Annotated in this window: 22 protein-coding genes; 13 read left to right on the top strand and 9 right to left on the bottom strand. The window is 50.5% G+C overall.

What is annotated here, in order from left to right:
• The first annotated feature begins 96 nt into the window (after positions 1–96).
• Positions 97–1,044, top strand: coding sequence for a sulfonate ABC transporter substrate-binding protein (locus BS639_RS14300; RefSeq protein ID WP_084983422.1), 948 nt, complete (start codon positions 97–99; stop codon positions 1,042–1,044).
• Between the two features lie 245 nt (positions 1,045–1,289).
• Here BS639_RS14300 and BS639_RS14295 read toward each other — a convergent pair whose 3' ends face one another.
• The 3 genes from BS639_RS14295 to BS639_RS14285 form a co-directional block, all read right to left on the bottom strand.
• Complete coding sequence (locus BS639_RS14295; protein WP_084983421.1) at positions 1,290–1,670, bottom strand: hypothetical protein; 381 nt, start codon at positions 1,668–1,670, stop codon at positions 1,290–1,292.
• 142 nt (positions 1,671–1,812) lie between these two features.
• The gene (locus BS639_RS14290) at positions 1,813–2,871 is read right to left on the bottom strand and encodes a PLP-dependent cysteine synthase family protein (protein WP_084983420.1); all 1,059 of its coding nucleotides are present in this window, start codon (positions 2,869–2,871) and stop codon (positions 1,813–1,815) included.
• Between the two features lie 17 nt (positions 2,872–2,888).
• Positions 2,889–3,680: an ABC transporter ATP-binding protein gene (locus BS639_RS14285; RefSeq protein ID WP_084983419.1), complete on the bottom strand. Its 792-nt coding sequence runs from the start codon at positions 3,678–3,680 to the stop codon at positions 2,889–2,891.
• Positions 3,681–3,962: 282 nt separating this feature from the next.
• Here BS639_RS14285 and BS639_RS14280 point away from each other — a divergent pair, with 282 nt between their 5' ends.
• Together BS639_RS14280 and BS639_RS14275 are read left to right on the top strand one after the other, a co-directional pair.
• A complete protein-coding gene (locus tag BS639_RS14280) occupies positions 3,963–5,021 on the top strand; it encodes an ABC transporter substrate-binding protein (RefSeq protein ID WP_084983418.1) in 1,059 nt (352 codons plus the stop codon).
• Positions 5,022–5,031: 10 nt separating this feature from the next.
• A complete protein-coding gene (locus BS639_RS14275) occupies positions 5,032–6,045 on the top strand; it encodes an ABC transporter permease (RefSeq protein WP_084983417.1) in 1,014 nt (337 codons plus the stop codon).
• 37 nt (positions 6,046–6,082) lie between these two features.
• Here the strand turns inward: BS639_RS14275 and BS639_RS14270 are convergent, their stop codons facing one another.
• Together BS639_RS14270 and BS639_RS14265 are read right to left on the bottom strand one after the other, a co-directional pair.
• The gene (locus tag BS639_RS14270) at positions 6,083–7,189 is read right to left on the bottom strand and encodes an SGNH/GDSL hydrolase family protein (protein ID WP_084983416.1); all 1,107 of its coding nucleotides are present in this window, start codon (positions 7,187–7,189) and stop codon (positions 6,083–6,085) included.
• 35 nt (positions 7,190–7,224) lie between these two features.
• Positions 7,225–9,054 carry a carbamoyltransferase family protein gene (locus BS639_RS14265; RefSeq protein ID WP_084983415.1) on the bottom strand — a complete coding sequence of 610 codons (1,830 nt, stop codon included), beginning with the start codon at positions 9,052–9,054 and terminating at the stop codon, positions 7,225–7,227.
• Positions 9,055–9,387: 333 nt separating this feature from the next.
• Between BS639_RS14265 and BS639_RS14260 the strand changes: the two genes are divergently transcribed.
• The 4 genes from BS639_RS14260 to BS639_RS14245 are packed head-to-tail and all read left to right on the top strand — an operon-like array spanning position 9,388 to position 11,874.
• On the top strand, positions 9,388–10,704 hold the full coding sequence (locus BS639_RS14260) for a cation:proton antiporter (RefSeq protein ID WP_055774085.1): 1,317 nt from the start codon (positions 9,388–9,390) through the stop codon (positions 10,702–10,704).
• A 3-nt stretch (positions 10,705–10,707) separates the two neighbouring features.
• The gene (locus BS639_RS14255; RefSeq protein WP_055774083.1) at positions 10,708–10,926 is read left to right on the top strand and encodes a DUF7661 family protein; all 219 of its coding nucleotides are present in this window, start codon (positions 10,708–10,710) and stop codon (positions 10,924–10,926) included.
• A 58-nt stretch (positions 10,927–10,984) separates the two neighbouring features.
• Positions 10,985–11,488: a YgjV family protein gene (locus tag BS639_RS14250; protein ID WP_072156420.1), complete on the top strand. Its 504-nt coding sequence runs from the start codon at positions 10,985–10,987 to the stop codon at positions 11,486–11,488.
• Positions 11,485–11,874 (top strand): RidA family protein, encoded by a 390-nt coding sequence (locus BS639_RS14245; RefSeq protein ID WP_055774080.1) that lies wholly within the window; start codon positions 11,485–11,487, stop codon positions 11,872–11,874. The genes BS639_RS14250 and BS639_RS14245 overlap by 4 nt, the downstream gene beginning before the upstream one ends.
• A gap of 27 nt (positions 11,875–11,901) precedes the next feature.
• Here BS639_RS14245 and BS639_RS14240 read toward each other — a convergent pair whose 3' ends face one another.
• Positions 11,902–12,282 carry a winged helix-turn-helix transcriptional regulator gene (locus BS639_RS14240; protein WP_055774079.1) on the bottom strand — a complete coding sequence of 127 codons (381 nt, stop codon included), beginning with the start codon at positions 12,280–12,282 and terminating at the stop codon, positions 11,902–11,904.
• Between the two features lie 108 nt (positions 12,283–12,390).
• Between BS639_RS14240 and BS639_RS14235 the strand changes: the two genes are divergently transcribed.
• The gene (locus BS639_RS14235; RefSeq protein ID WP_084983414.1) at positions 12,391–13,122 is read left to right on the top strand and encodes an SDR family NAD(P)-dependent oxidoreductase; all 732 of its coding nucleotides are present in this window, start codon (positions 12,391–12,393) and stop codon (positions 13,120–13,122) included.
• A 44-nt stretch (positions 13,123–13,166) separates the two neighbouring features.
• Here the strand turns inward: BS639_RS14235 and BS639_RS14230 are convergent, their stop codons facing one another.
• A complete protein-coding gene (locus tag BS639_RS14230; RefSeq protein WP_055774075.1) occupies positions 13,167–14,288 on the bottom strand; it encodes an NADH:flavin oxidoreductase in 1,122 nt (373 codons plus the stop codon).
• A gap of 102 nt (positions 14,289–14,390) precedes the next feature.
• Between BS639_RS14230 and BS639_RS14225 the strand changes: the two genes are divergently transcribed.
• Positions 14,391–14,762, top strand: a complete 372-nt coding sequence (locus tag BS639_RS14225; RefSeq protein ID WP_055774074.1) for a winged helix-turn-helix transcriptional regulator — start codon at positions 14,391–14,393, stop codon at positions 14,760–14,762.
• A 2-nt stretch (positions 14,763–14,764) separates the two neighbouring features.
• On the opposite strand, the gene BS639_RS14220 is transcribed toward BS639_RS14225, so the two are convergent.
• Positions 14,765–15,676, bottom strand: coding sequence for a LysR family transcriptional regulator (locus BS639_RS14220; RefSeq protein WP_055774072.1), 912 nt, complete (start codon positions 15,674–15,676; stop codon positions 14,765–14,767).
• A gap of 103 nt (positions 15,677–15,779) precedes the next feature.
• Here BS639_RS14220 and BS639_RS14215 point away from each other — a divergent pair, with 103 nt between their 5' ends.
• The 3 genes from BS639_RS14215 to mntP all read left to right on the top strand — a co-directional run bounded on the left by BS639_RS14215 (position 15,780) and on the right by mntP (position 18,483).
• Positions 15,780–16,889 carry an alkene reductase gene (locus BS639_RS14215; protein ID WP_084983413.1) on the top strand — a complete coding sequence of 370 codons (1,110 nt, stop codon included), beginning with the start codon at positions 15,780–15,782 and terminating at the stop codon, positions 16,887–16,889.
• A gap of 3 nt (positions 16,890–16,892) precedes the next feature.
• Complete coding sequence (locus BS639_RS14210) at positions 16,893–17,615, top strand: SDR family oxidoreductase (protein WP_084983412.1); 723 nt, start codon at positions 16,893–16,895, stop codon at positions 17,613–17,615.
• Between the two features lie 295 nt (positions 17,616–17,910).
• A complete protein-coding gene (mntP, locus tag BS639_RS14205) occupies positions 17,911–18,483 on the top strand; it encodes a manganese efflux pump MntP (RefSeq protein ID WP_055774102.1) in 573 nt (190 codons plus the stop codon).
• A gap of 21 nt (positions 18,484–18,504) precedes the next feature.
• Here the strand turns inward: mntP and BS639_RS14200 are convergent, their stop codons facing one another.
• Positions 18,505–19,113 (bottom strand): TetR/AcrR family transcriptional regulator, encoded by a 609-nt coding sequence (locus BS639_RS14200; protein WP_084983438.1) that lies wholly within the window; start codon positions 19,111–19,113, stop codon positions 18,505–18,507.
• A 144-nt stretch (positions 19,114–19,257) separates the two neighbouring features.
• Here BS639_RS14200 and BS639_RS14195 point away from each other — a divergent pair, with 144 nt between their 5' ends.
• A complete protein-coding gene (locus tag BS639_RS14195; RefSeq protein WP_084983411.1) occupies positions 19,258–20,634 on the top strand; it encodes an MFS transporter in 1,377 nt (458 codons plus the stop codon).
• Positions 20,635–20,671: the final 37 nt, after the last annotated feature.

The following is a 20,671-nucleotide window of genomic DNA, read 5'->3' as shown; positions in this document are numbered from 1 at the left end:
AACTTATGCCGTTAATCTATTAAACCCTTATTACAATTTTTGCTATGTTCCCCAAAAGACCAATCTTTTAGCTATATCAATTCCTGGAAAATAAACATGAAAAAGTTAGTGATCAACGCGATCGCAGCGGTCGTTTTACTCTCCACCGTGCAGGTGGCGCAGGCTGAAACCACGCCGAAAGAGGTCAATATTGGCTATCAGAAAGCCAATATTTTCGCGCTGTTAAAATATCGCGGCACGCTGGATGCCGATTTTAAAAAACAGGGTATCGAGGTGCATTGGATCGAGTTTACCGCGGGTCCGCAGATGCTCGAAGGGCTCAACGTCGGCAGTATCGATTTAGCGGCCACCGGCGATGCCCCCCCGGTGATTGCCCAGGCGGCCAAGGCTGACCTGGTGTATCTGGCCCACTCCCCGGCGAGTCCGAAAACCGAAGCCATTGTGGTACCGGAGAACTCGACCATTAAAACCGTGGCCGACCTTAAAGGGAAACGCGTGGCGCTTAACAAAGGCTCAGACGTTAATTACCTGCTGGTAGCCGCGCTGGAAAATGCAGGCCTGACTTACAAAGACATTACCCCGGTCTATTTAGCCCCAAGCGATGCCCGTGCTGCCTTCCAGCGCGGCGCTATCGACGCGTGGGTTATCTGGGATCCGTTCCTGGCCGAAGTGGAAACCAACGCCAAGGCCCGTGAGCTGAAAAACGCTGTGGGATTAGTGCCGCACTACACCTTCTTCCTGGCGAGCAGAAAATTTGCCGAAGGCTATCCGCAGACTGCCGAGAAACTGATTGATGAATTGAAAAGCACCAGCGATTGGGCCAACACACACTCCGATGCAACTGCCGATATTTTGTCTAAATCAACTGGCCTCGATAAAAGTATTTGGGCAAAAGCGCTGGCGAGAATGCCGTTTGGCGCCGAGCGTATGACGCCACAAGTGTTTAAAGAGCAGCAAGTATTAGCGGATAAATTCAAAAATGTCGGCCTGTTGCCGGTGGCGGTTAACGTCAACAGCGCCACCTGGTCTCTAGACAAGCACTGATTTTCTCTGCTAATGCGTAAACATAAGCCACAAAGTAAATGGGCCCCGACATTCGGGGCCCATTTTTGCGTAAATATTTTACTTAACGCTGAAGCTGGCGTCACAAACGTTATCGCCTTTCTCAACAGATATTGGCGTTTCGTTTCCTAATACGCAGAGGGTTCGCCTCGGCGGCAGGGAAACTTCCATATAAGGCTTATACTCCACCGCAAAAAACGGCGTTTCAGGCAGTCCTTCATGACGTTCTACAATGACTGGCCGGACGAAACGGAAAGGTCAGTTTTTACGCAGGGAGCAGCATCTGGCGCGAGCTGCGCAGAGATAAACGACATCAGCTGTTTTGCCTGAGGTGTAGACAGATGTTTTGCGCTCATAAGCAAGGACTGTCCGGTGTCTTTCTTGAATTCTTCGCGGAACTCATCATTGCGCATAACACCCTCCAGAGTCTGGCAAAACGCCTCATCTTCCTGCCATCGCTCTCCCTGAGTCATGACCTGGTGCAGCTGCTTTAGGGTATCGTGAGTGACACGTTTAGGGAGGCTTTGCATCGCGGTACGCTGAGCGTCCAGCACGGAATTGAGCTTGTGAAGGCCCAGCCTCTGGGAGAGAGAGAAGGAGGAATGCATAAAAACGTCTTAAAAAGAGAGAAAATGAGTTACCGCGATGATGGATGATGTGTTGAGGGGGAGCTTTGGCAATTGAACGGAAAATTATGTATTTTTGCATTCTTATTTTATCCCTCATGCGGCCATGAGGGAGAGGCACTCATTAAAACGGAGTCTCAACGAATTCAGCCGCACGGCTTTTTAGTAAAGCCTGAACCTTAATTTGTTCAATGCTGAGCTGCGGGTCATAAAGCCCGGTTGAGAGGTAAGTCAGACCGCTGTCGGCAAGTATAGTGACGATGCGCTTGCCCCTATTTTCTGGCCTCCGGGCAATTTCGCGTGCCGCATAAAGCACTGCGCCCGACGACTCGCCAATCAGGATGCCGTCGGTAGTCGCCACTTCTCTGGCCGCCTGCACCGCTTGCCAACTTTCGACCGACACGACTTCATCAAACAGCTCGCGATCCAAGGTCAAGGGAACGCGCTCGGGCAGAACGGTGCTGAAGGCATGAACGCCGGTAATTTCCTTGGCATCGGGGTTTTCTCGGTCGGGAATAGAATGAATGCCCGGTTCAACGGCAATCAGCTTAATGTCCGGCTTCAGCTGTTTGAGGTATTTTCCTGTACCTGACAGCGTGCCCCCCGTACCTACCGAGGCGATAACGATATCCACCTGTCCGGCAGTTTGTTGCCAAATTTCCGGGCCTGTGCTGTGGTAGTGCGCCTGCGGATTAGCCGGATTTTCAAGTTGATAAGTGAAGAATACATTGGGCTCTTTGAGGATGACGTTTTCGGCCAACCACTTGGCGGCGGCAACGAAATCACCGTCACTGTCTTCCAGAATTTTGTCAAAACCAGGGACCTGGCTAAAGGGAATAATCTCTGCGCCGAAAGCGCTGAGAATAGCGAATCGCTCGGCACTGAGTTTATCGTGTAAATAAACGCGAAACTTATATCCCTTGGCCGCCGCGATGGCCGCCAGTCCGATGCCGGTATTACCGCTGGTGGTATCGACCAGCGTGACACCGGGTTTTAATTGACCGGAACGCTCGGCGGCCTCAATCATGGATAAAGCAATTCGGTCTTTAATACTGTGGTTTGGATTAAAGTATTCCAGCTTGGCAAGCAGGTCGACATTTAATTGAAACTGCTGGCCAAAACGGTTAAGCCTTAATAATGGCGTATTGCCTACAAGCTCGGTAATGGCGTTATGAATTGTCATAATGAACTCCAGAAAAATTAGGCAACGGGAACGTCGGCACCCAGCAGTTGTAACGCTCGCGTGCGCAGCTCAACCAAACGCGGGTCATCGCGACGTCGCGGATAAGGCAACGGCACGTCTATCGTTTCAATAATTCTCGCCGGACGAGGGCTGAATATCACCACCCGATTGGCCATCAGCAATGCCTCCTCAACGTCGTGCGTGACCATCAAGGTGGTAAATTTTTGTTCGCGCCACAGCCCAACCAATTCCTGCTGCATGCGGATACGGGTCAGGGAGTCAAGCTTGCCCAGCGGCTCGTCGAGAATAAGCAACCTGGGATGATTGACCAACGCTCTCGCCAGCGCAGTTCGCTGCGCCATACCCCCAGAAAGCTGGTGCGGCCAGGCATTGGCAAACTGGCTTAACCCCACCTTTTCCAGGGTGTTATCAATATGCCGCCGCCCGTCTTCAGTTAATTTACCCCGTGTTTGCAGACCCAATGAAACGTTGCCCCACACGCTGCGCCACGGGTAAAGCGTTGGGTCTTGAAACACCACCACTCGGCTGGGATCGGGTTGCAGCAGCGGACGTCCATCTTCAAAAATATCGCCGTCGATAGGGTTATCCAGTCCGGCAACCAGGCGCAGCAGCGTGGACTTTCCACAACCAGAAGGCCCCAATAGCGCCACAAATTCTCCCGGCTCGACGTTGAGAGAAACGTCATCCAGCACCGGTAAGGTTTTCCCTTCCAGATAAAAGGCATGACTGACCTGATTAATATTCAGCGCTAAACCTGAGACTGCATTAACTGTTTCGCCTGATGGCATGCTCTACCTCGTCTGCCGTTATTCTCAAATAAAATATTCCGCGTTTTAGAATAAAGGTAAATGCTTAATACCGGTAAAGCTAAGCCTAAAAATGAATAAGCCAAGGATGGCAATATTAATGCGCTATTGTTATTTCAACCGCCACGCCTAATCTGCAACATTATCTAAAGATCTATAATTATCGGCAAAAAGACAATAAACAATTACAGACTTACAAACGGATAATAATGTTTGTTTTCATGACTCATGGGTAAAGCAGGTAAATAACAGGAGTTGCACATAATGGCAGGATTTACAGACTCTTCACGGCGCGTATTTATTCAACGAGCGGGACTCTTGGGTGCGGGGCTAGGCCTCACTTCTGCCCTTCCCGCCTGGGCCGACGGTGCGGCAGTTGACGACGCTAAACTCACCACAGTCAAGCTGGCCTGGGGGCAAACTGCCGTGTGTCAGTCGCCTATTTCAGTGGCGCTTAAGCAGGGGTTTTTCAAAAAATATGGCCTCAACGTCGAGCCGGTTAATTTCAGCGGCCCCACTGACTCACTGCTGCAGGCCATTGCTACCGGCCAGGCAGACGGCGGTATCGGCATGGCATTACGCTGGCTTAAACCGCTGGAGCAAGGCTTTGACGTCGACCTGACAGTAGGCACGCACGGCGGCTGTATGCGACTGCTGGTGCCGAAAAACTCGGGCATTAACAACGTCCGAGATTTGGTGGGCAAAAACGTGGCGGTCAGCGATCAGGCCAGTCCACTGCGCAACTTCTTTGCTATTCAACTGGCGAAACAGGGCATTGACCCTGACAAACAGGTGAACTGGGTGCAGTATCCTGCCGACCTGTTTGGCGAAGCGCTGCGCAAAGGAGAAGTGCAGGCCATTGCCAGCGATGACCCACAGGGATGGTTGATTAAACACCGCTACGACCTTCAGGAAATCGATAACAACATGAACGGCGAATACAGCTCGATGACCTGCTGCGTGCTGGGTCTGCGCGGTTCGCTGGTGCGTGACAATCCAGTGGTGGCGAAAGCCATCACCCAGGCGATTATCGACGCCCAGCAGTGGACTTCTGAACACCCGGCCGAAACCGCAAAAATCTTTGCGCCATTTGTGCCGGGCAATGTTCCTGTCGACGACATCACCGCCATGCTGAAAGAGCACACCCATAATCATCACTCAACCGGTGAGCAACTTCGCGGTGAGGTAGCAACCTACGTCAACGAACTGAAGCTGATTAATGTGATTCGACCCGACACCAACGCGCAGCAGTTTGCAGACCACTACGTACCGGACCTGTTGCCCGCGTCACACGAGCACATGAATATGAAAATGAGCGGATAAGGGGACACCGATGTCCAGTGAAACGTTAAACCGACTGAATCCAGTGATTGTACTTAATAAACAGAACATTACGCCTGCATTGGGTCTGGCCATCATTGCATGGTGGGCGCTGGTGGCACTGATGATTTTCTGGCCCGACAAGCCGGTGGGTTTTGCTCCGCCGCGCTTTGTCGGTGAAACGCATCGCCTGTTCGCTACATTTGCGGCAGCGCTTACCGTTGCCGCACTGCTGGGCCGCGCACTTGAGTGGCGTTTGCTGTTTTCTCCGTTGCAACGTTCCGCGCGCTGGCTGGTGGCGCTGGCGGTGTTGATTGCAATTTGGGAAACGGTGACCGCCAAGCTGGCACTGCTCCCTGCACCGTTTTTTGCCCCACCGCGTGCGCTGGTTGAAGCCTACGCCACTGACTGGTATCGCCTTGGCGACAGTGTGCTTAACTCACTGCGGTTGCTGGCGCTAGGTTTTATTTTTGGCAGCCTAAGCGGATTTGTCACGGGTATTGCCATCGGCTGGTCTCGTGGGCTGGGCTATTGGGTGCATCCGATCCTGCGCTTTTTGGGACCGGTACCCTCCACCGCCCTGTTGCCGCTGTCGCTGTATTTCTTCCCATCGAGCTTCTCGGCAGCGATTTTTCTTATTGCACTGGCGACCTGGTTCCCGGTCACCGTATTAACCTGGTCCGGCGTATCTAGCGTTGATAATCGCTATTACGACGTGGCCAGAACGCTGGGCGCCAGCAATCTGTTTCTGATCCTTCGGGTCGCCATTCCGGCCTCTTTACCCCACGTTTTTGTCGGTTTGTTTATGGGGTTAGGCGCCTCATTTTCTGTGCTGGTCGCGGCAGAAATGATGGGGGTAAAGTCCGGTCTGGGTTGGTATCTCCAGTGGGCGCAGGGATGGGCGGCGTATGCCAACATGTACGGTGCGCTGATTGTGATGGCTCTGCTGTTTTCTTCCCTGATAACGCTACTGTTTGCGGTACGCGATCGCTTGCTGGCGTGGCAGCAGAGTGCAGTGAAGTGGTAAAGTCGTCATATTGACCATCATGTCGCACTTGAGGGCGTCAAATAACATATTCGTAAATCAGCCTGCCCATTTCTCGATAGCCCAGATCGTTTAAATGCAAATGATCAATATAAATATTGTCATTCAGGGCAGGTGATTTTTGCATTAACAAGTTCATGTCGTGGTAAGGCAATGCGGCCTGAATACAACCCTGCCTAATTTGTGAAGAATATTTCTCATGTAGGTTTGGCGTGCACAGTCGCTGAAACAGACGCCAAAAATTATTGGCACAGTAGTCGACGGTATTAAACATCTCCTCTTCGCACGGATGAAAATACTGCTTACTCCATCGAGAAAGGGGTTGAAGAACGAAATGCACGCGCGCGTTGTGGCTTTTGGCAAGCTGTTGTATTTGAATAGCCGATTCAATGGTCATTTGCGCGGCATGCTGAATACGCTGGTCGATATCGATATAAACGTCGGTAAATATTTTCTCCACAGAATGTTCATCCACCTGATCGAGCCAGCCAGTAAATTTTTCGGTGATACGTGGGATTATTCTTTGCGTTTTAGATTCGTCACTTGAAATGCAGGCATTCGAGACACCTTTCTGGCTCTGATTATATTTATGCATATAATGACTGAATTCATAGGAGTAATAATATTTACCATACTCAGTGGTATACTCATCCGGCAACCCTTCAAGGGTGAGTGTATTGAGACCACTCAAAATAATAACGTTGTTAATCTTCTTGAGGCTATGTTCATTGAGCATAAATATTATCGCTTCCTGAACGCAGTTATAACCCCGCCCGCCAAAATTCAACCATATTTCTCCGGTAAGTTCAGCAAGCACCGACGCCACGGTGTAAGCGTCTGAAGTCGCGCCGGTTCCCATTGCCGTAGAACCGCCAATAACAATATTTACCGCGACGTCATCCGGAAATTCAGCGGGAGATACCCATCCTCGGTGAGACTGAGTGAGGCGAAAGCCCATGTTATCGGTGTTAATCACCTTTGAGTGGTAATTTTTAGGATGAAAAAACATTGTATAAGGCAGCCAACGCACGCCGATATACATGAATTCATCGTATTCACGTAGCTGAGGCGTTAATTCGTAGCAGCGATTAATCGCTTCCCGGTGAGTCATTGTTTTAATTTCCATATCAATCTATCTCCTGTGCGAACGAATAGTAACGGTTAATCCCGTGAAGAGTCCGTCGAGTTGACTCGTTCCCGCCACTGCGGCTGGTTACGCTTGCTGAGCAAAAAACTGCCGAGCACCAGATAGTCCATCGCAGTGCGCATAAAGCAGCGATAAGCGTCATGTGGTGATTCGACTATCGGTTCTCCGTACATATTAAAAGAGGTGTTTACCAGCAGAGGACAGCCCGTTTGCTGGTGAAAAGCACTGAGTAGCTGGTAAAACAGCGGGTTATAAACACCGTCCACCGTTTGCACTCGCGCAGAACAGTCAACGTGAGTAACGGCGGGGATCTGCGAGCGCACTTCACAAAGTTTTTGAATGCCGGACTGAAAAGGGGGTGAATCGACCCGAGCAAGACGCTTTTGTTCGCAGACAGGATGGGCAAAAAGCATATAGGGACTGGATTTAACAGCATTAAACCATTCACCAGCGTGCTGTTTCAGTACGGCGGGTGCCAAAGGCCGCAACGATTCACGATGTTTGATTTTAAGATTGATCAGGCTTTGCATTTTTGGCTTACGTGCATCACCTAAAATTGAGCGTGCACCGAGCGACCGAGGACCAAACTCCATACGTCCTTGAAACCACCCCACGACATTGCCCTCACTGAGAATTTCTGCCACTTTGCTGCACAGTTTGTGTGTGCTGAATTCAGTAAACTCACAATGCTGACTGAGTAAAAATGCGCGGATTTCGTCACGACTGTAAGCCGGACCGAGGTAGCAGCCTTTCATGCTGTCGTTGACATTTACGACTCTTTTTTGGCCTACCACTTCATAACATCCCGACAGCGCAGCGCCGAGCGAGCCACCACAGTCGTCAGAGGCGGGTTGGATCCAGACTCGCTCAAAAATTCCCGCCCGTGCCAGTCTGCCATTGACCACAGAGTTCAGCGCCACTCCGCCTGCCAGGCAAAGTGTTTTAAATCCAGTTTGTGCTTGCCAATGTCGGGCCAACCTGAGCACCACCTCTTCCAGCACGGCCTGCACCGAAGCTGCAAGATTGAATTCACGCTGCGTAAGCTCACTGTCGGGCACACGCGGCGGACCGCCAAATAATGAATCAAACTGTGGCGAGGTCATTTTCTCACCCGTTGCATAGTCGAAATAGTCCATATTCATCGTAAAGCTGCCATCATCGGCGACGTGAATAAGATGGTACATAATCTGATCGTAAAAAATAGGCTCACCGTAGGGGGCAAGGCCCATTATTTTGTCCTCGTCAGCGTCGACTTTAAACCCACAATAGTGGGTGAAAGCTGAGTACAATAGGCCAAGAGAGTGTGGGAAACGCGTTTCCCAAATTTTGGTTAATCTTCCGCCCTCCCCTTTCCAAGCGGTAGTCGTATCCCATTCACCCACGCCGTCAATGCACAGCACTAACGCCTTTTCAAAAGGGGCGGGGAAAAAGGCCGATGCGGCGTGAGAACGATGATGGCTGATATATTCAATGCAGGGTATTGTAGAGCTAAATTCTTTTAATTCATTAGACAACTTCTTTTTCACGTAAAGCTTATCAAGCAGCCACGCTGGCGTATCAAAGAATAAAGATCTCGCCCCTGACCATCCGCTGGTAAACGCCGTTGACATAATTCTTTTAAATTTCTCCTCGGGATCTTCATAATAAAAAATCTTTTTTACATCACCAAGAGATATACCGGCAAAACGCAAACAAAAAGCAACGGCATTACGTGGGAAACATTTATCCTGTTTTATTCGTGTAAAACGCTCCTCCTGAGCGGCGGCAACAATTTCGCCATCGCAAATTAAGCTCGCAGAACTATCATGAGAATAACAGGAAAGCCCTAGAATATACGTTTTCATCGTTATCCCTTCCAATAAAAATGTGAAAATCCATAAAACATGCTCATGAAAAAATAGAGGGATTGACTATGTTATTCACTCAGCGGTGCGCAATGAAATAAAAACGGACGAAGCGCGCAATAGCAGTAAAAATAGTGAGCAACATAATGCATGTCAATTAATAACATATGCACTTAGTCTGAATTTTTTATTGGCTTGCAGCGTCATCACCGCTCTACCATCGCTCCTTTCGCGAAGTTTTGAGAGTAATTTTTCATATATCCTATAATGAGTTAGGTATGAACTTACGCCGATATTTTGCGGTGTTCTTGAAGTGATTTTACAGGGGGAAGTATGAATTATCTGGCTTGGACAGCGGCTACCGGGGGGTTGCTTTTACTTATGTCATTATCGTATGGCTGGATAAACCGCACACCGGTGCCTATTTTTGGCGTTTATCTGTTGGTAGGCGTACTTTGCGGCCCATGGGGCTTCGACGTTTTGCGTCTCGACGTGTTGCAGCACTCGACGTTGGTCAGCCGTATTACTGAAATCGCCATCGCGACGTCGCTATTTATCACCGGACTGAAAATCCGCCTACCATTAAGAGCCAATATTTGGAAAATAGGTTTCCGATTAGCCATGCCGGGTATGATTTTAACCGTGCTTGGCGTAATGGCTATAGCTCATTATCTGACTGGCCTGCCGTGGCCAATTTCTCTTGCGTTAGCGGCGATTATTGCCCCAACGGATCCGGTTTTAGCCAGCCTGATTGCCATTAATGATGCCCGAGATGACGACAGCCTACGGCTTTCTTTGTCTAGTGAAGCTGGATTAAACGACGGTACCGCCCTGCCATTACTGATGCTGGCGCTGCTGTGGCACAACGCCGACGGCGCGCTGTCAACCGAGAAATGGTTACACTGGCTGGCGGTAGACGTAGTCTGGGCATTGGTCGTCGGTCTGGCTATTGGTTATGGCTTAGGTCGCTTGATTGGCCTGATTGCCACGCGATTTCGCCATTCTCAAGGTGACGTTGCACCCAGCGACTTTATCGCGCTTGCGCTAATCTGTTTGAGTTTTTCACTGGCCATGGCGGTCGATGCCTCTGGATTTTTAGCCGCCTTTGCCGCGGGTGTCGGGTTGCGCAGTGCAGAACTTAGAGTGCAGCAGAAAAACCCAGTAGCGGAGGAGCAGGAGGAAAATCCACCGGCAGAAATGATGGTTAATCCTCATTTGCGCCACGCGATCGAGACAAGAAGCCCGCTTAAATCCGTCGGATTAGTGATTGGTGATGCGCTATCGTTTGGCGATACGATAGAACGCCTGCTGGCGGCAGCCATTGTTATCGTATTGGGCATTACGCTGGCACAGCATTGGGACTCTATGGGACTTATTTTAGCCTTTATTTTGTTCTTTATTATCCGCCCGTTGGCGGTGTATATCTCAACCTGGAAGTCTTCTTATTCACGCCAGCAGCGTTTATTATTTGGCTGGCTTGGGATCCGTGGAATAGGCAGCCTGAACTATATCGCCTATGCCTACATGCACGGCATGCAGGGTGCAGACGCCGAGTTAATGACCAACTTTGCGCTCACCATTATCACGGCCAGCGTGCTCATTCACGGCATTACCGTTACCCCGCTGTTAAATTTCTGGAGCAGAAAATAGCCCATGATGATTTATAACGTATTTGGCCGTTTCATCGGCGTGAAGCCTTCAACCCCTGGCTGGCAGGTGTTTCGCGTCGATATGACTGAAAGAAAATTTTCGCGGCTGTACGAAGTTATCATTCCCGACGAACTGACCGAAGCGGAGATCCCGCTTTGGTTAGGGGACATTTATCATGAAGCCGCAAGCGAACAGCACCCAGATGTCACTCGGGTGGAATAATTTCGCATTTACAAATGTGAAAAATTTTATATTTATCAATAAAAATATCGGTATTTACATGACCCCTTTTCTCCTTTCTCAATTGATCGCTGGCGTCTCTTTTGTGCTGGACGTGTCGGCATTTCACTTCTCGCGTAAAAAGACTTTATTGCTTCTTGCGCTATCGACCTTTCTGCTATCGATACATTTCTCACTGCTGAGTCAGCCCGCTTCCGCAGCGCTGATGCTGCTGGCGGCGTGCCGCTATGTTACGGCTATTTTTAGCACGCGGCAGGCGCTTTGCTGGATGTTCCTCGCCCTTTCAATACTGTGCTGTCTTTGGGTATGGCAGGGGCCGAAGGATTTATTTCCGCTGATTGGAAGTCTGTTTGTCACCTATGCGGCTTTTCAAAAGCACCCGTCCAGGATGCGTATTTTTACCGTTCTCGGCAGCGGCTTCTGGGTAGTTAACAATATTTTATCTGCATCACCCGTCGCCACGCTGATGGAGCTGGCATTTTTAAGCAGCACGCTATTGTCTTATTTTCGTAATAAACGCGCTTTAGCTAAGGAAAGTCTATGACCAAAAAATCAATTGTCCCCGAAAAAATGCGTTCAGTGGTCGACAAAGCAGGCTATTTGCCTGGGCTGTTGATTGATAATCTTTTGGTGATGTCCGGCCAAATCGGTCGCGATGATCAATTACGTATTCCTGAAAACCCCGAGCAACAGTTTCAGCTATGTTGGGATAATCTGGCATTGGTGTTGAGTGAGGCAGGTGCGACCTTCGACAACGTCATTGATATCACCAGCTACCACGTGAACATGTCGCAACATATGCCACTATTCAGAAAAATAAAGGACAGTCGCTTTCCTCGCGCTACCTGCTGCTGGACCTGTATTGGCGTCAGCGAGCTTGCCCATCCTGACCTGCTGGTCGAAATAAAATGCACGGCTTATCTGGGTTAAAAAGAAGAAATATTTTGAATAATCGCGTTATTTCTCAAGGTTAATAACGCGATTATCGTACGCCTCCTGTGCCCGTGTAATCCCCTCCCCGTGTTGCGAAGCCCATGAAACCAGCGCCGCAAATGGCTGTTGTAGCGTTCTTCCTAATGGCGTAATCGAGTATTCAACCGCTACCGGAGAAGAGTTAATAACGCGTCGAAGCACTAACCCATTCCTCTCCAGCCTGCGCAGCGCCTCAGTCAGTGCTTTGTGGGTAATCGGATCCAGCCGACGTTTTATCGCATTAAATCGCGAGGGCTGATGGCAAACCACAGTAAGAATAAGTACTGACCACTTATTGGCAATCTGCTCCAAAATCGGCCGTGTGGCATTAATGTCATAGAGCAAAACGTCTACAGATTTTTCCATCTCGGTTTCCTGTTATATATCTAGGCTACACTCGGTGCGTAATTGACACTAGATATACGCAGTGTATCTTCTGAGGTCAAATATAAAGCACACTCAGCGGGTAGCAAAATGCAAAAATTAGCAGGAAAAACGGCGGTGATTACCGGCGGTAACAGTGGCATCGGTCTGGCGATTGCCCAGCGTTTTGTCCTCGAAGGCGCTTACGTTTTTATTATGGGTCGCCGACAGGAAGAGCTGAACAAAGCCGTTTCACTGATTGGACACGGGATCGAAGCTGTACAGGGCGACGCGACAAATTCTGCTGACCTTGAGCGACTGTTTGCGCGCGTCAAATCCGTTCGTGGCAAGCTGGATATTTTGGTCCCCAATTCAGGTATTTCAGAGTACGCTCCGCTGGAAACCATCAGTGAAGCGCATTTTGACAGGACCTTCGGCCTGAATGCTCGCGCCACACTGTTTACCGTGCAGGGTGCTGTTCCCCTGATGTCCGAAGGCGGGGCAATCGTACTCATTGGTTCGATTGCCGGCTTTATCGGATCGGCCGGTTACACCACTTACGGTGCGTCGAAGGCCGCTGTCCGTGCCTATTCGCGCACCTGGACGCGCGAGTTGGCCAGCAAAGGAATTAGAGTCAATACGCTGAGTCCCGGCCCCATCGATACGCCGATGTTTGATGCTGTTTCGGATGAAGTGCGCAAGACACTCACTGATTTAATCCCGCTAGGACGCTTAGGTAAAGTCGACGAAGTTGCCGCTGCCGCGCTGTTCCTGGCATCGGATGAAAGCAGTTTTATCGCCGGTTCAGAGCTGTGCATCGACGGAGGGATGGCGCAGGTTTAATGAGGCGGACCCTCAGCAGTAAGTCGCTCAAGGTCCGTAAAAGATTAGACGAGCTCGGCCAATGCCGCAGCGGTAAAGCCTTGTAGGGCATCAACGTTGCCAGTGCGGACTTTGGTTACCCAGTCTGGGTCACTCAACAGCGCACGACCCACGGCAATCAGGTCAAACTCGTTGCGGTCCAGACGTTCAATCAGATTATCAAGGCTGGCAGGTTGAGAAGCTTCGCCGGTAAAGGCCGCCATAAAATCTCCGGAGAGACCGACTGAACCGACGCTGATAGTCGCCGCACCGGTGAGTTTTTTCGCCCATCCGGCGAAATTAAGCCCACTTTCACCGTCAATTTCAGGGAATTCTGGCTCCCAGAAACGACGCTGCGAGCAGTGAAGAATATCGACTCCCGCCTCAACCAATGGCACCAGCCAGTCACTCATTTCTTCCGGCGTCGGTGCCAATCGCACGGTAAAGTCCTGCTGTTTCCACTGGCTAATACGTAAAATTAGTGGGAAGTCAGGCCCTACTGCCTCGCGCATGGCTTTAACCACCTCGGCGGCAAAGCGCGAACGCTGCTTGAGCGTTGGCCCGCCGTAAACGTCGGTACGCAAATTAGTGGCTGACCAGAAGAACTGATCGACCAGATACCCGTGCGCACCGTGGATTTCGGCAACGTCAAAACCCAGACGTTTTGCATCAGCCGCGGCCTGTGCGAAAGCGGCGATGGTATCGGCGATGGATTCATCACTCATCACATTACCGCGCGGTTGGTCAGGCGCTATCAGGCCTGACGGGCTTTCAACCGGTGCGTCGGGCACCCAGTCAGTCATAAAGCTGGCCACTGAACCGGTGTGCCACAGCTGGGGTCCCATCTTTCCACCCGCGGCGTGAACGTCATCGATAATTTTTTTCCAGCCTGCCAGCGCCTGCTCGCCGTGGAAAAACGGCACGTTAGGCTCATTTCTTGAGGTCGGTCGGTTGATTACGGTTCCTTCAGACAGAATCAGTCCGACCTCACCTTCGGCGCGACGCTGATAATAGGCCGCGTTATTATCTCCCGGAACGCCGTCTGGCGCGAAAGACCGCGTCATCGGTGCCATAACAATTCGGTTTTTCAAGGTCAGGCTTTTCAAACGAAAAGGCTTAAACAAAGCATCTACATTGGACGTAGTCACAGGTAATTCTCCGTTTTAGGTTAGCGGAGTTCATAGTATACCGTGTATACTAAGTGTCAATTAGGCACTATAAAGCTACCAGGTATACTTAAGGAAACCACTATGTCCACTCAGGTGCACACCGTTACCGGTGTCAATTGCCCACACCGTCTGCTGCTCGACCAGATAGCTGATAAATGGTCGGTGCTTATTCTCGCCGCGCTGTGTGAAAAGCCGCAGAGGTTTAACGTGCTTAAACGTGAAATTGAGGGCATTACGCAGAAGGCCCTCACTCAGAGTCTGCGCCGGCTACAGCGCAACGGAATTATCGAACGTCGAGTTATTACTGCTTCTCCGGTGGCCGTCGAGTATGAGATAACGCCGCTTGGCCGCACGCTCAAGGCCCCCTTCGAGGCGCTTTATATCTGGACGATGGATCATTTACCCGAAGTTGAACGCGCCCGGTTGGCCTTTGATGCCAGTTCAGAGTCCTAGCGCTATTCCTGCTCAAGCCAGTTGATAAAAAATTCGCTAAAGGTTGTAACCTGCAGCGGCTGGAAACGGCGCTGAGGGTAAACAAACTGTAGGCCGACCTGTTTTTTATCGTGGCGGCTAAAACCAATATAGGTATCAGCAAACAGCACTTTTAAACGCCCCTGTTCAACGTCGCGCTTAACGTCCCACCACGACTTGCTGGCGATACCCGCGCCAGCCAATACCCATTGACGCAGCAGCGCGCCGTCATCGCACACCATTACCGTTGGAACACGCAAAATGTGTTCTTCACCGTCTATTTCGAATCGCCATTCATTGAGCAATGTGCCACGACTTTCTAATGCTAAACACCGATGTTGAAGTAAATCCTGAGGCCGCTCGATCGGGCTGTTCTTTTCAAGATAAGCCGGAGAAGCGACTATAACCCTATGATTATTTTTAATAAATCGCGTTACTAGATTGCTGTCGGGTAAATTCCCGAAGCGCACGCTCATGTCTAACCGGTGGGCAATTAAGTCAACCACCTGCTCGCTTAAATATACTGAACTTTTCACCTCGGGATGCAGCCGCGAAAAATCAAGCAACGCGGGCGAGAGATATTGGCGGCCAAAGTCCGAGGGGGCTGAGATACGCAAGCTTCCACTCAGAATGCCCTCTTTTTGGGTGAGTTTGGCCTCCGCCTGAGTCATTTCCTCCAGCACACGCAGGGCAGAATGATAAAACTCTTCACCTGCGCGGGTCAGCGCAATCGAGCGCGTTGAGCGATTAAATAAACGTGTCTGATAACGCTCCTCAAGTGCTTTTAAACGCGCAGTCATCGTGGCCGCCGACAGATTCATTCTTCTGCCAGCCGCGGCCAGTCCCCCAGCCTCCACCACTTCAACCAGCAGTGCCATGTCTTCTAGCTTGCCCATATTATTCAGCTTTTCCGAATAGACAATCAGTTTTCGTCACCATTATCAAAAACTGAATAGGGAGGTAAAGTCAATACATACCCTAACAAGCAGGAGAAAAATAATGTCTGAACAGCGTTTATTTGAAGCGAGTCATGTGGGAGCGATTGCGGTTAAAAATCGCATTACGATGGCACCCATGACCCGTTCACGCTCGGCACAGCCGGGTAACACACCTACGCTTCTCATGGCCGAGTACTACCGCCAACGCGCCAGTGCAGGTCTTATCATCACTGAAGCCACGCAAATTTCACCTCAGGGACAGGGTTATTCCTGGACACCGGGCATATACAGCACTGAGCAAATTGACGGCTGGCGCGCGGTGACAGATGCGGTGCATCAGGCTGAGGGAAAAATATTTTCTCAACTATGGCACGTTGGCCGCATGTCGCATGAGAGTTTCCATGTCGATGGCAAGCCGGTTGCCCCCTCGCCGCTGGCGCCTGATGCTCAGGTTTGGGTGGTCGGCAAAGATGGCATTGGCCGCATGGTTGACTGTCCGACGCCGCGCGAACTCAGCGTTGAAGATATTCAATCGATCGTTGCCGACTATCGGCAGGCGGCGGTGAATGCTATCGATGCAGGATTCGACGGCATTGAAGTCCACGGCGGCAACGGTTATCTCATCGATCAGTTTTTGCGGCGCACCTCGAATAAACGCAGTGATCACTACGGCGGCAGTTTAGCAAACCGCATTCGCTTTGCTCAGGAGGTACTTGAAGCAATTGGCAATGCCATTGGCGCTGATCGAACCGGCATCCGCCTCGCACCTTTTATTACCCAGCGCGGAATGGATGACCCGCAGGCAATTGCCGCCATTTTAGCGCTCGCCGCATGGTGCCAGCAAAAAGGCTTTGCGTTTATTCACTTGGCTGAAGCCGACTGGGACGATGCCCCGCAAATCCCCGATGAGTTTCGCGAGATTCTGCGCGCAACCTTCGACGGTGCCATTATTGTTGCGGGTAACTACAGTCAGCAAAAAGCCGAAAAATTATTGGCGAATGGCCTCGTTGACTTCGTCGCCTTTGGCCGCCCTTTTGTCTCTAATCCGGACTTACCACGCAGATTCGCAGAATCGCTGCCCCTGGCACCGATTGGCAATAAGGCAACGCTATTTGGCGGCGGGGCCGAAGGTTATACCGACTTTCCATTTTGGTCTGATGCAGAGGAGTAAATCATGAATCAACAACGCACGTTAATTATTGGCGGAGCAACGGGTATTGGTTTTGCCGTTGCACAACTTTTGGCAGTACGGGGCGATACACTGATTTTGGCCGGTCGAAATGCTGAAAAACTGGCTACCGCAGTACAGCGGTTGAACGCGGCCAGTGTAAAAGTCAGCAGCATCTCGTTAGATGTTGCTGATGAAGAGCAACTTCGCGAATTGGCTAAAACGCTGGGACATCTCGACAACATTGTGTTTACAGCGGGATCCCAGGCACCCGGCGGCACGCTGGCTGCTCTGGATTTGTTGGCGGCCAAAAAGGCTTTTGACACCAAGTTTTGGGGCAGTATGGCGGTTGCTAAACACCTTGGCAATATCCTCAATCCCGGTGGCACGCTGACCTTGACCAGCGGCTTTCTGGCACGTCGCACAGTGGCGGGCACAATCGTGAAAACGACACTCAATGCGGCGCTGGAGTCGGCGGTAAAAGTGCTCGCCAAAGAGATGTCCCCTCTGCGCATCAACGCGGTGAGCCCGGGACTGACAGATACCGAAGCCTACGCGGCAATGGAGCCTCAGGCGCGTCAACTCATGCTTGAGAAGGCGGCAGAATCACTCCCAGCCAAGACCTGGGGACGCGCCGAGGACGTTGCCAAAGGTTATCTTTTTGCCATTGATAACCCCTTCGTCACGGGATCAATTATTGATATAGAAGGCGGCGCGCTGATTAATTAACTGTATTTATCCCGCCGGTTAATCCCGCAGAGTGACTCTGCGGGATCTTTTATTTCTGCCGTTAGTCCTATCTGGGTTAATTTTTTACATCTATTCAACGTTTTGCACATTAAGCTGCTCAATTCCCCTTCTAATTGCAGGTGTTTTATCCAAGTATAGCCAAGGCTTAATTAGTTAGCATATGCTATAAGTACATGAAAAATATGGTTTTTTTATTATTTCCTTTATGGCAGAATGGCCGCCTCTTTTAATTAATGGCCTTTTGCCTCCTTGGAAAGCCCTATCGGTCCGTTTTATGAACATTTATGCAATTCTTATTCTAGCGTTTGGTATGTCAATGGATGCGTTTGCCGCAGCAATCGGCAAAGGGGCAACATTGCATAGACCTCCGCTAAAAGAAGCATTACGGACCGGTCTAATCTTCGGCGTAATAGAAGCCATTACGCCAATTATCGGTTGGGGAATTGGGCTTGCCGCCAGTCAGTTCGTTATGGCTTGGGATCACTGGGTTGCCTTCGGCTTGCTGCTGATACTGGGTATCCGCATGATCCACGAGGGCGTCAAGAAAGATAAAGCAGAAGAAGCTGAAGTTCAGAACCGCCACGGCTTTTGGCTACTGGTGACGACGGCCATCGCCACCAGCCTTGACGCGATGGCCGTGGGAGTAGGCCTCGCGTTTCTTCAGGTTAATATTTTGGTGATGGCGCTGACGATCGGCGCGGCAACGACCATCATGGCCACCACCGGCATGCTGCTGGGGCGCTTCCTCGGTGCTGCGATTGGCAAATGGGCCGAGATTCTGGGCGGCGTTGTTCTGATCGGTATCGGATCCTCTATTCTCATCGAGCACTTGGGTCTTCTGAACTAATTTTCACGAAAGGCCGAAAAATTAATCAGCAGCGTGCTTTATCAGTACGCTGTCCATTACAAAGTCATTCGCGAGTTTAAGCATCGCATAGTCCGGTTTAACCTTGCCGTAAACGCGCATCCCCTCAAGCAGCATAAATACCGTTTCTGCCATCACTTCTGCCCGCGTATCTGCTTTAAAAACGCCCTGCTGCTGCCCACGGCTAAAAATGGTTATGAGGTTCTGTTTGATACCATCAAACTTATATTTCACTTTTCCTCTGACTTCGTCGTCCGCTGGCAAAAGCTCACTGGCCGCGGCAATCGTAAAGCAGCCGCGCTCACCGTCTTCACCGGTTGACAGAAGCGCGCAGTAATCAAGCGTCTCACGCAGCGCCACGGCGGGCGGTTTTTCTTCAGCTCGCGTCCGCATTCGGCCAAGTCCTTCTTCCATATACTGGCTAAGCGCGGCAAAAAAAATGCTGCGTTTATCTGGATACAGTTTGTAAATGCTGGCACTGGCCAGTCCCGAAGCCTGCATCAAATCACTGACCGACGTGCCCTGATACCCCTTTAACCAGAAACAACCGAGCGCGGCATTCAGAAAGTCTTTAGGGTCAAATTCTCTCGGTCTGCCAGGATTTTTTTTCATCATTAGCCTCACACATCAGATGGAATACCTTTTCAAAAGGTATTGTAGATTGATCACTCTACAAATAAATATTTTTCATTTACTATCGCAATCTCTGCGTTTGAATCTGCGGCGCGTAACAAAAATTGGGATTGCGGTGAGTCTATGCTTTCTGAAGAGGGATTGAAAACAGAGCAAGTATCTACAACGCCGCTGTTTGCGAGTGCGCTCATTACCTCGCTGGGATACGTGGTGGTTCAGCTCGACGTGACTATTGTTAACGTGGCGCTACCGACCTTTTCGCAGGTATTCAATGCCAACATATCTAGCCTTCAGTGGATACCCGACGCCTACGTTGTTGTTTTTGCTGCTCTGCTATTGGCCGCAGGAGGATTAGGCGACCGGTTTGGTAACCGGACGGTTAATCTGCTGGGTATTGGAATATTTCTCCTCGCCTCTCTGGCATGCGCGTTTTCCTCCCGCATTGAAACCATGATCTTCGGCCGCCTGCTTCAGGGACTTGGCGCGGCGCTGATTGTCCCCTCTTCGCTGGCGCTGCTTTCTTCAGCTTGCGGCAATAATCCCCTGCTATGCGCCAAGGCTATCGGCTGGTGGAGCGCCATGGGTGGCATTATCAGCGCGGCGGGCCCTTTCATCGGCGCGATGGTGTTGACTCATATTTCCTGGCACGCTCTGTTTCTGATTAATATTCCGATTTGCGCGGCAGGGTTAATTCTTACGATTTTTTATATTCCTGAATCGACGGCGCATGACAGCCGAGACATTGATGCCAAAGGAATATTACTGTTTGTCATTGCCTGTTTTTCGATGATTTACGTCATGATCCAGTTTGGAAAAAGTTTTTCTGTTTCCCGTGAAAAAATATTATTCCTTAGCTTATTTGTTCTGGCACTGCTGTTTTTAATCGTACACCTTGCTAAATCGGAACGCGCCTTTCTCCCTGTTAGTCTGCTGAAAAACCCAGCTTTCTCGCTCAGCCTTTTATTGGCCGCGGTAATGAACTTCTCATTTTATGGATCTATCTTTTTATTAACCGTCTATTTTCAGGTTTACCGCGGCTTTACCCCAATGATGACTGGCCTCGCGCTGCTAACCTTCACTGTGATTGCATTGGCAAATTCCGCCAGTGGCTATTTAGCTACCCGTTTCGGCCCGCGTTTTACCCTGACTCTGGGTATTTTGCTTGCCTCCTTAAACTACTTCATTCTAGCCACCCTTACCTATCTCGACGCCGCTTTTTCAACATTCGTCTGCTTCCTATTTTTGATGCCGATTGGCGGCGGGATAGCGACTCCCACTCTGCTGTCTACTTTTCTGCACCAGGCACCCGCAGGGAAAACCGCAACCGCCTCAGCGGCCATTAATACTATGCGTCAAACCGGCAGCGCGATTGGCGTCGCATTGTTGGGTCTTTTGGTGACAGGGATTCATTTCCCAGTAGACACCGGTGCGACTATCGGCTTTGCCACGGCTGCGCTCATGATGCTTGGCGGCGCGTTGCTGGTATCCAGACTTGCTTAACGCAGCGCCTCGTGATTTTATAATTATCAATGAGAAA

The sequence above is a fragment of the Rouxiella silvae genome (genome assembly GCF_002093625.1).
GTDB lineage: Bacteria > Pseudomonadota > Gammaproteobacteria > Enterobacterales > Enterobacteriaceae > Rouxiella > Rouxiella silvae.
Note: the sequence above shows the minus strand (reverse complement) of the source record. Positions and strands in the feature narration are given on the sequence as shown.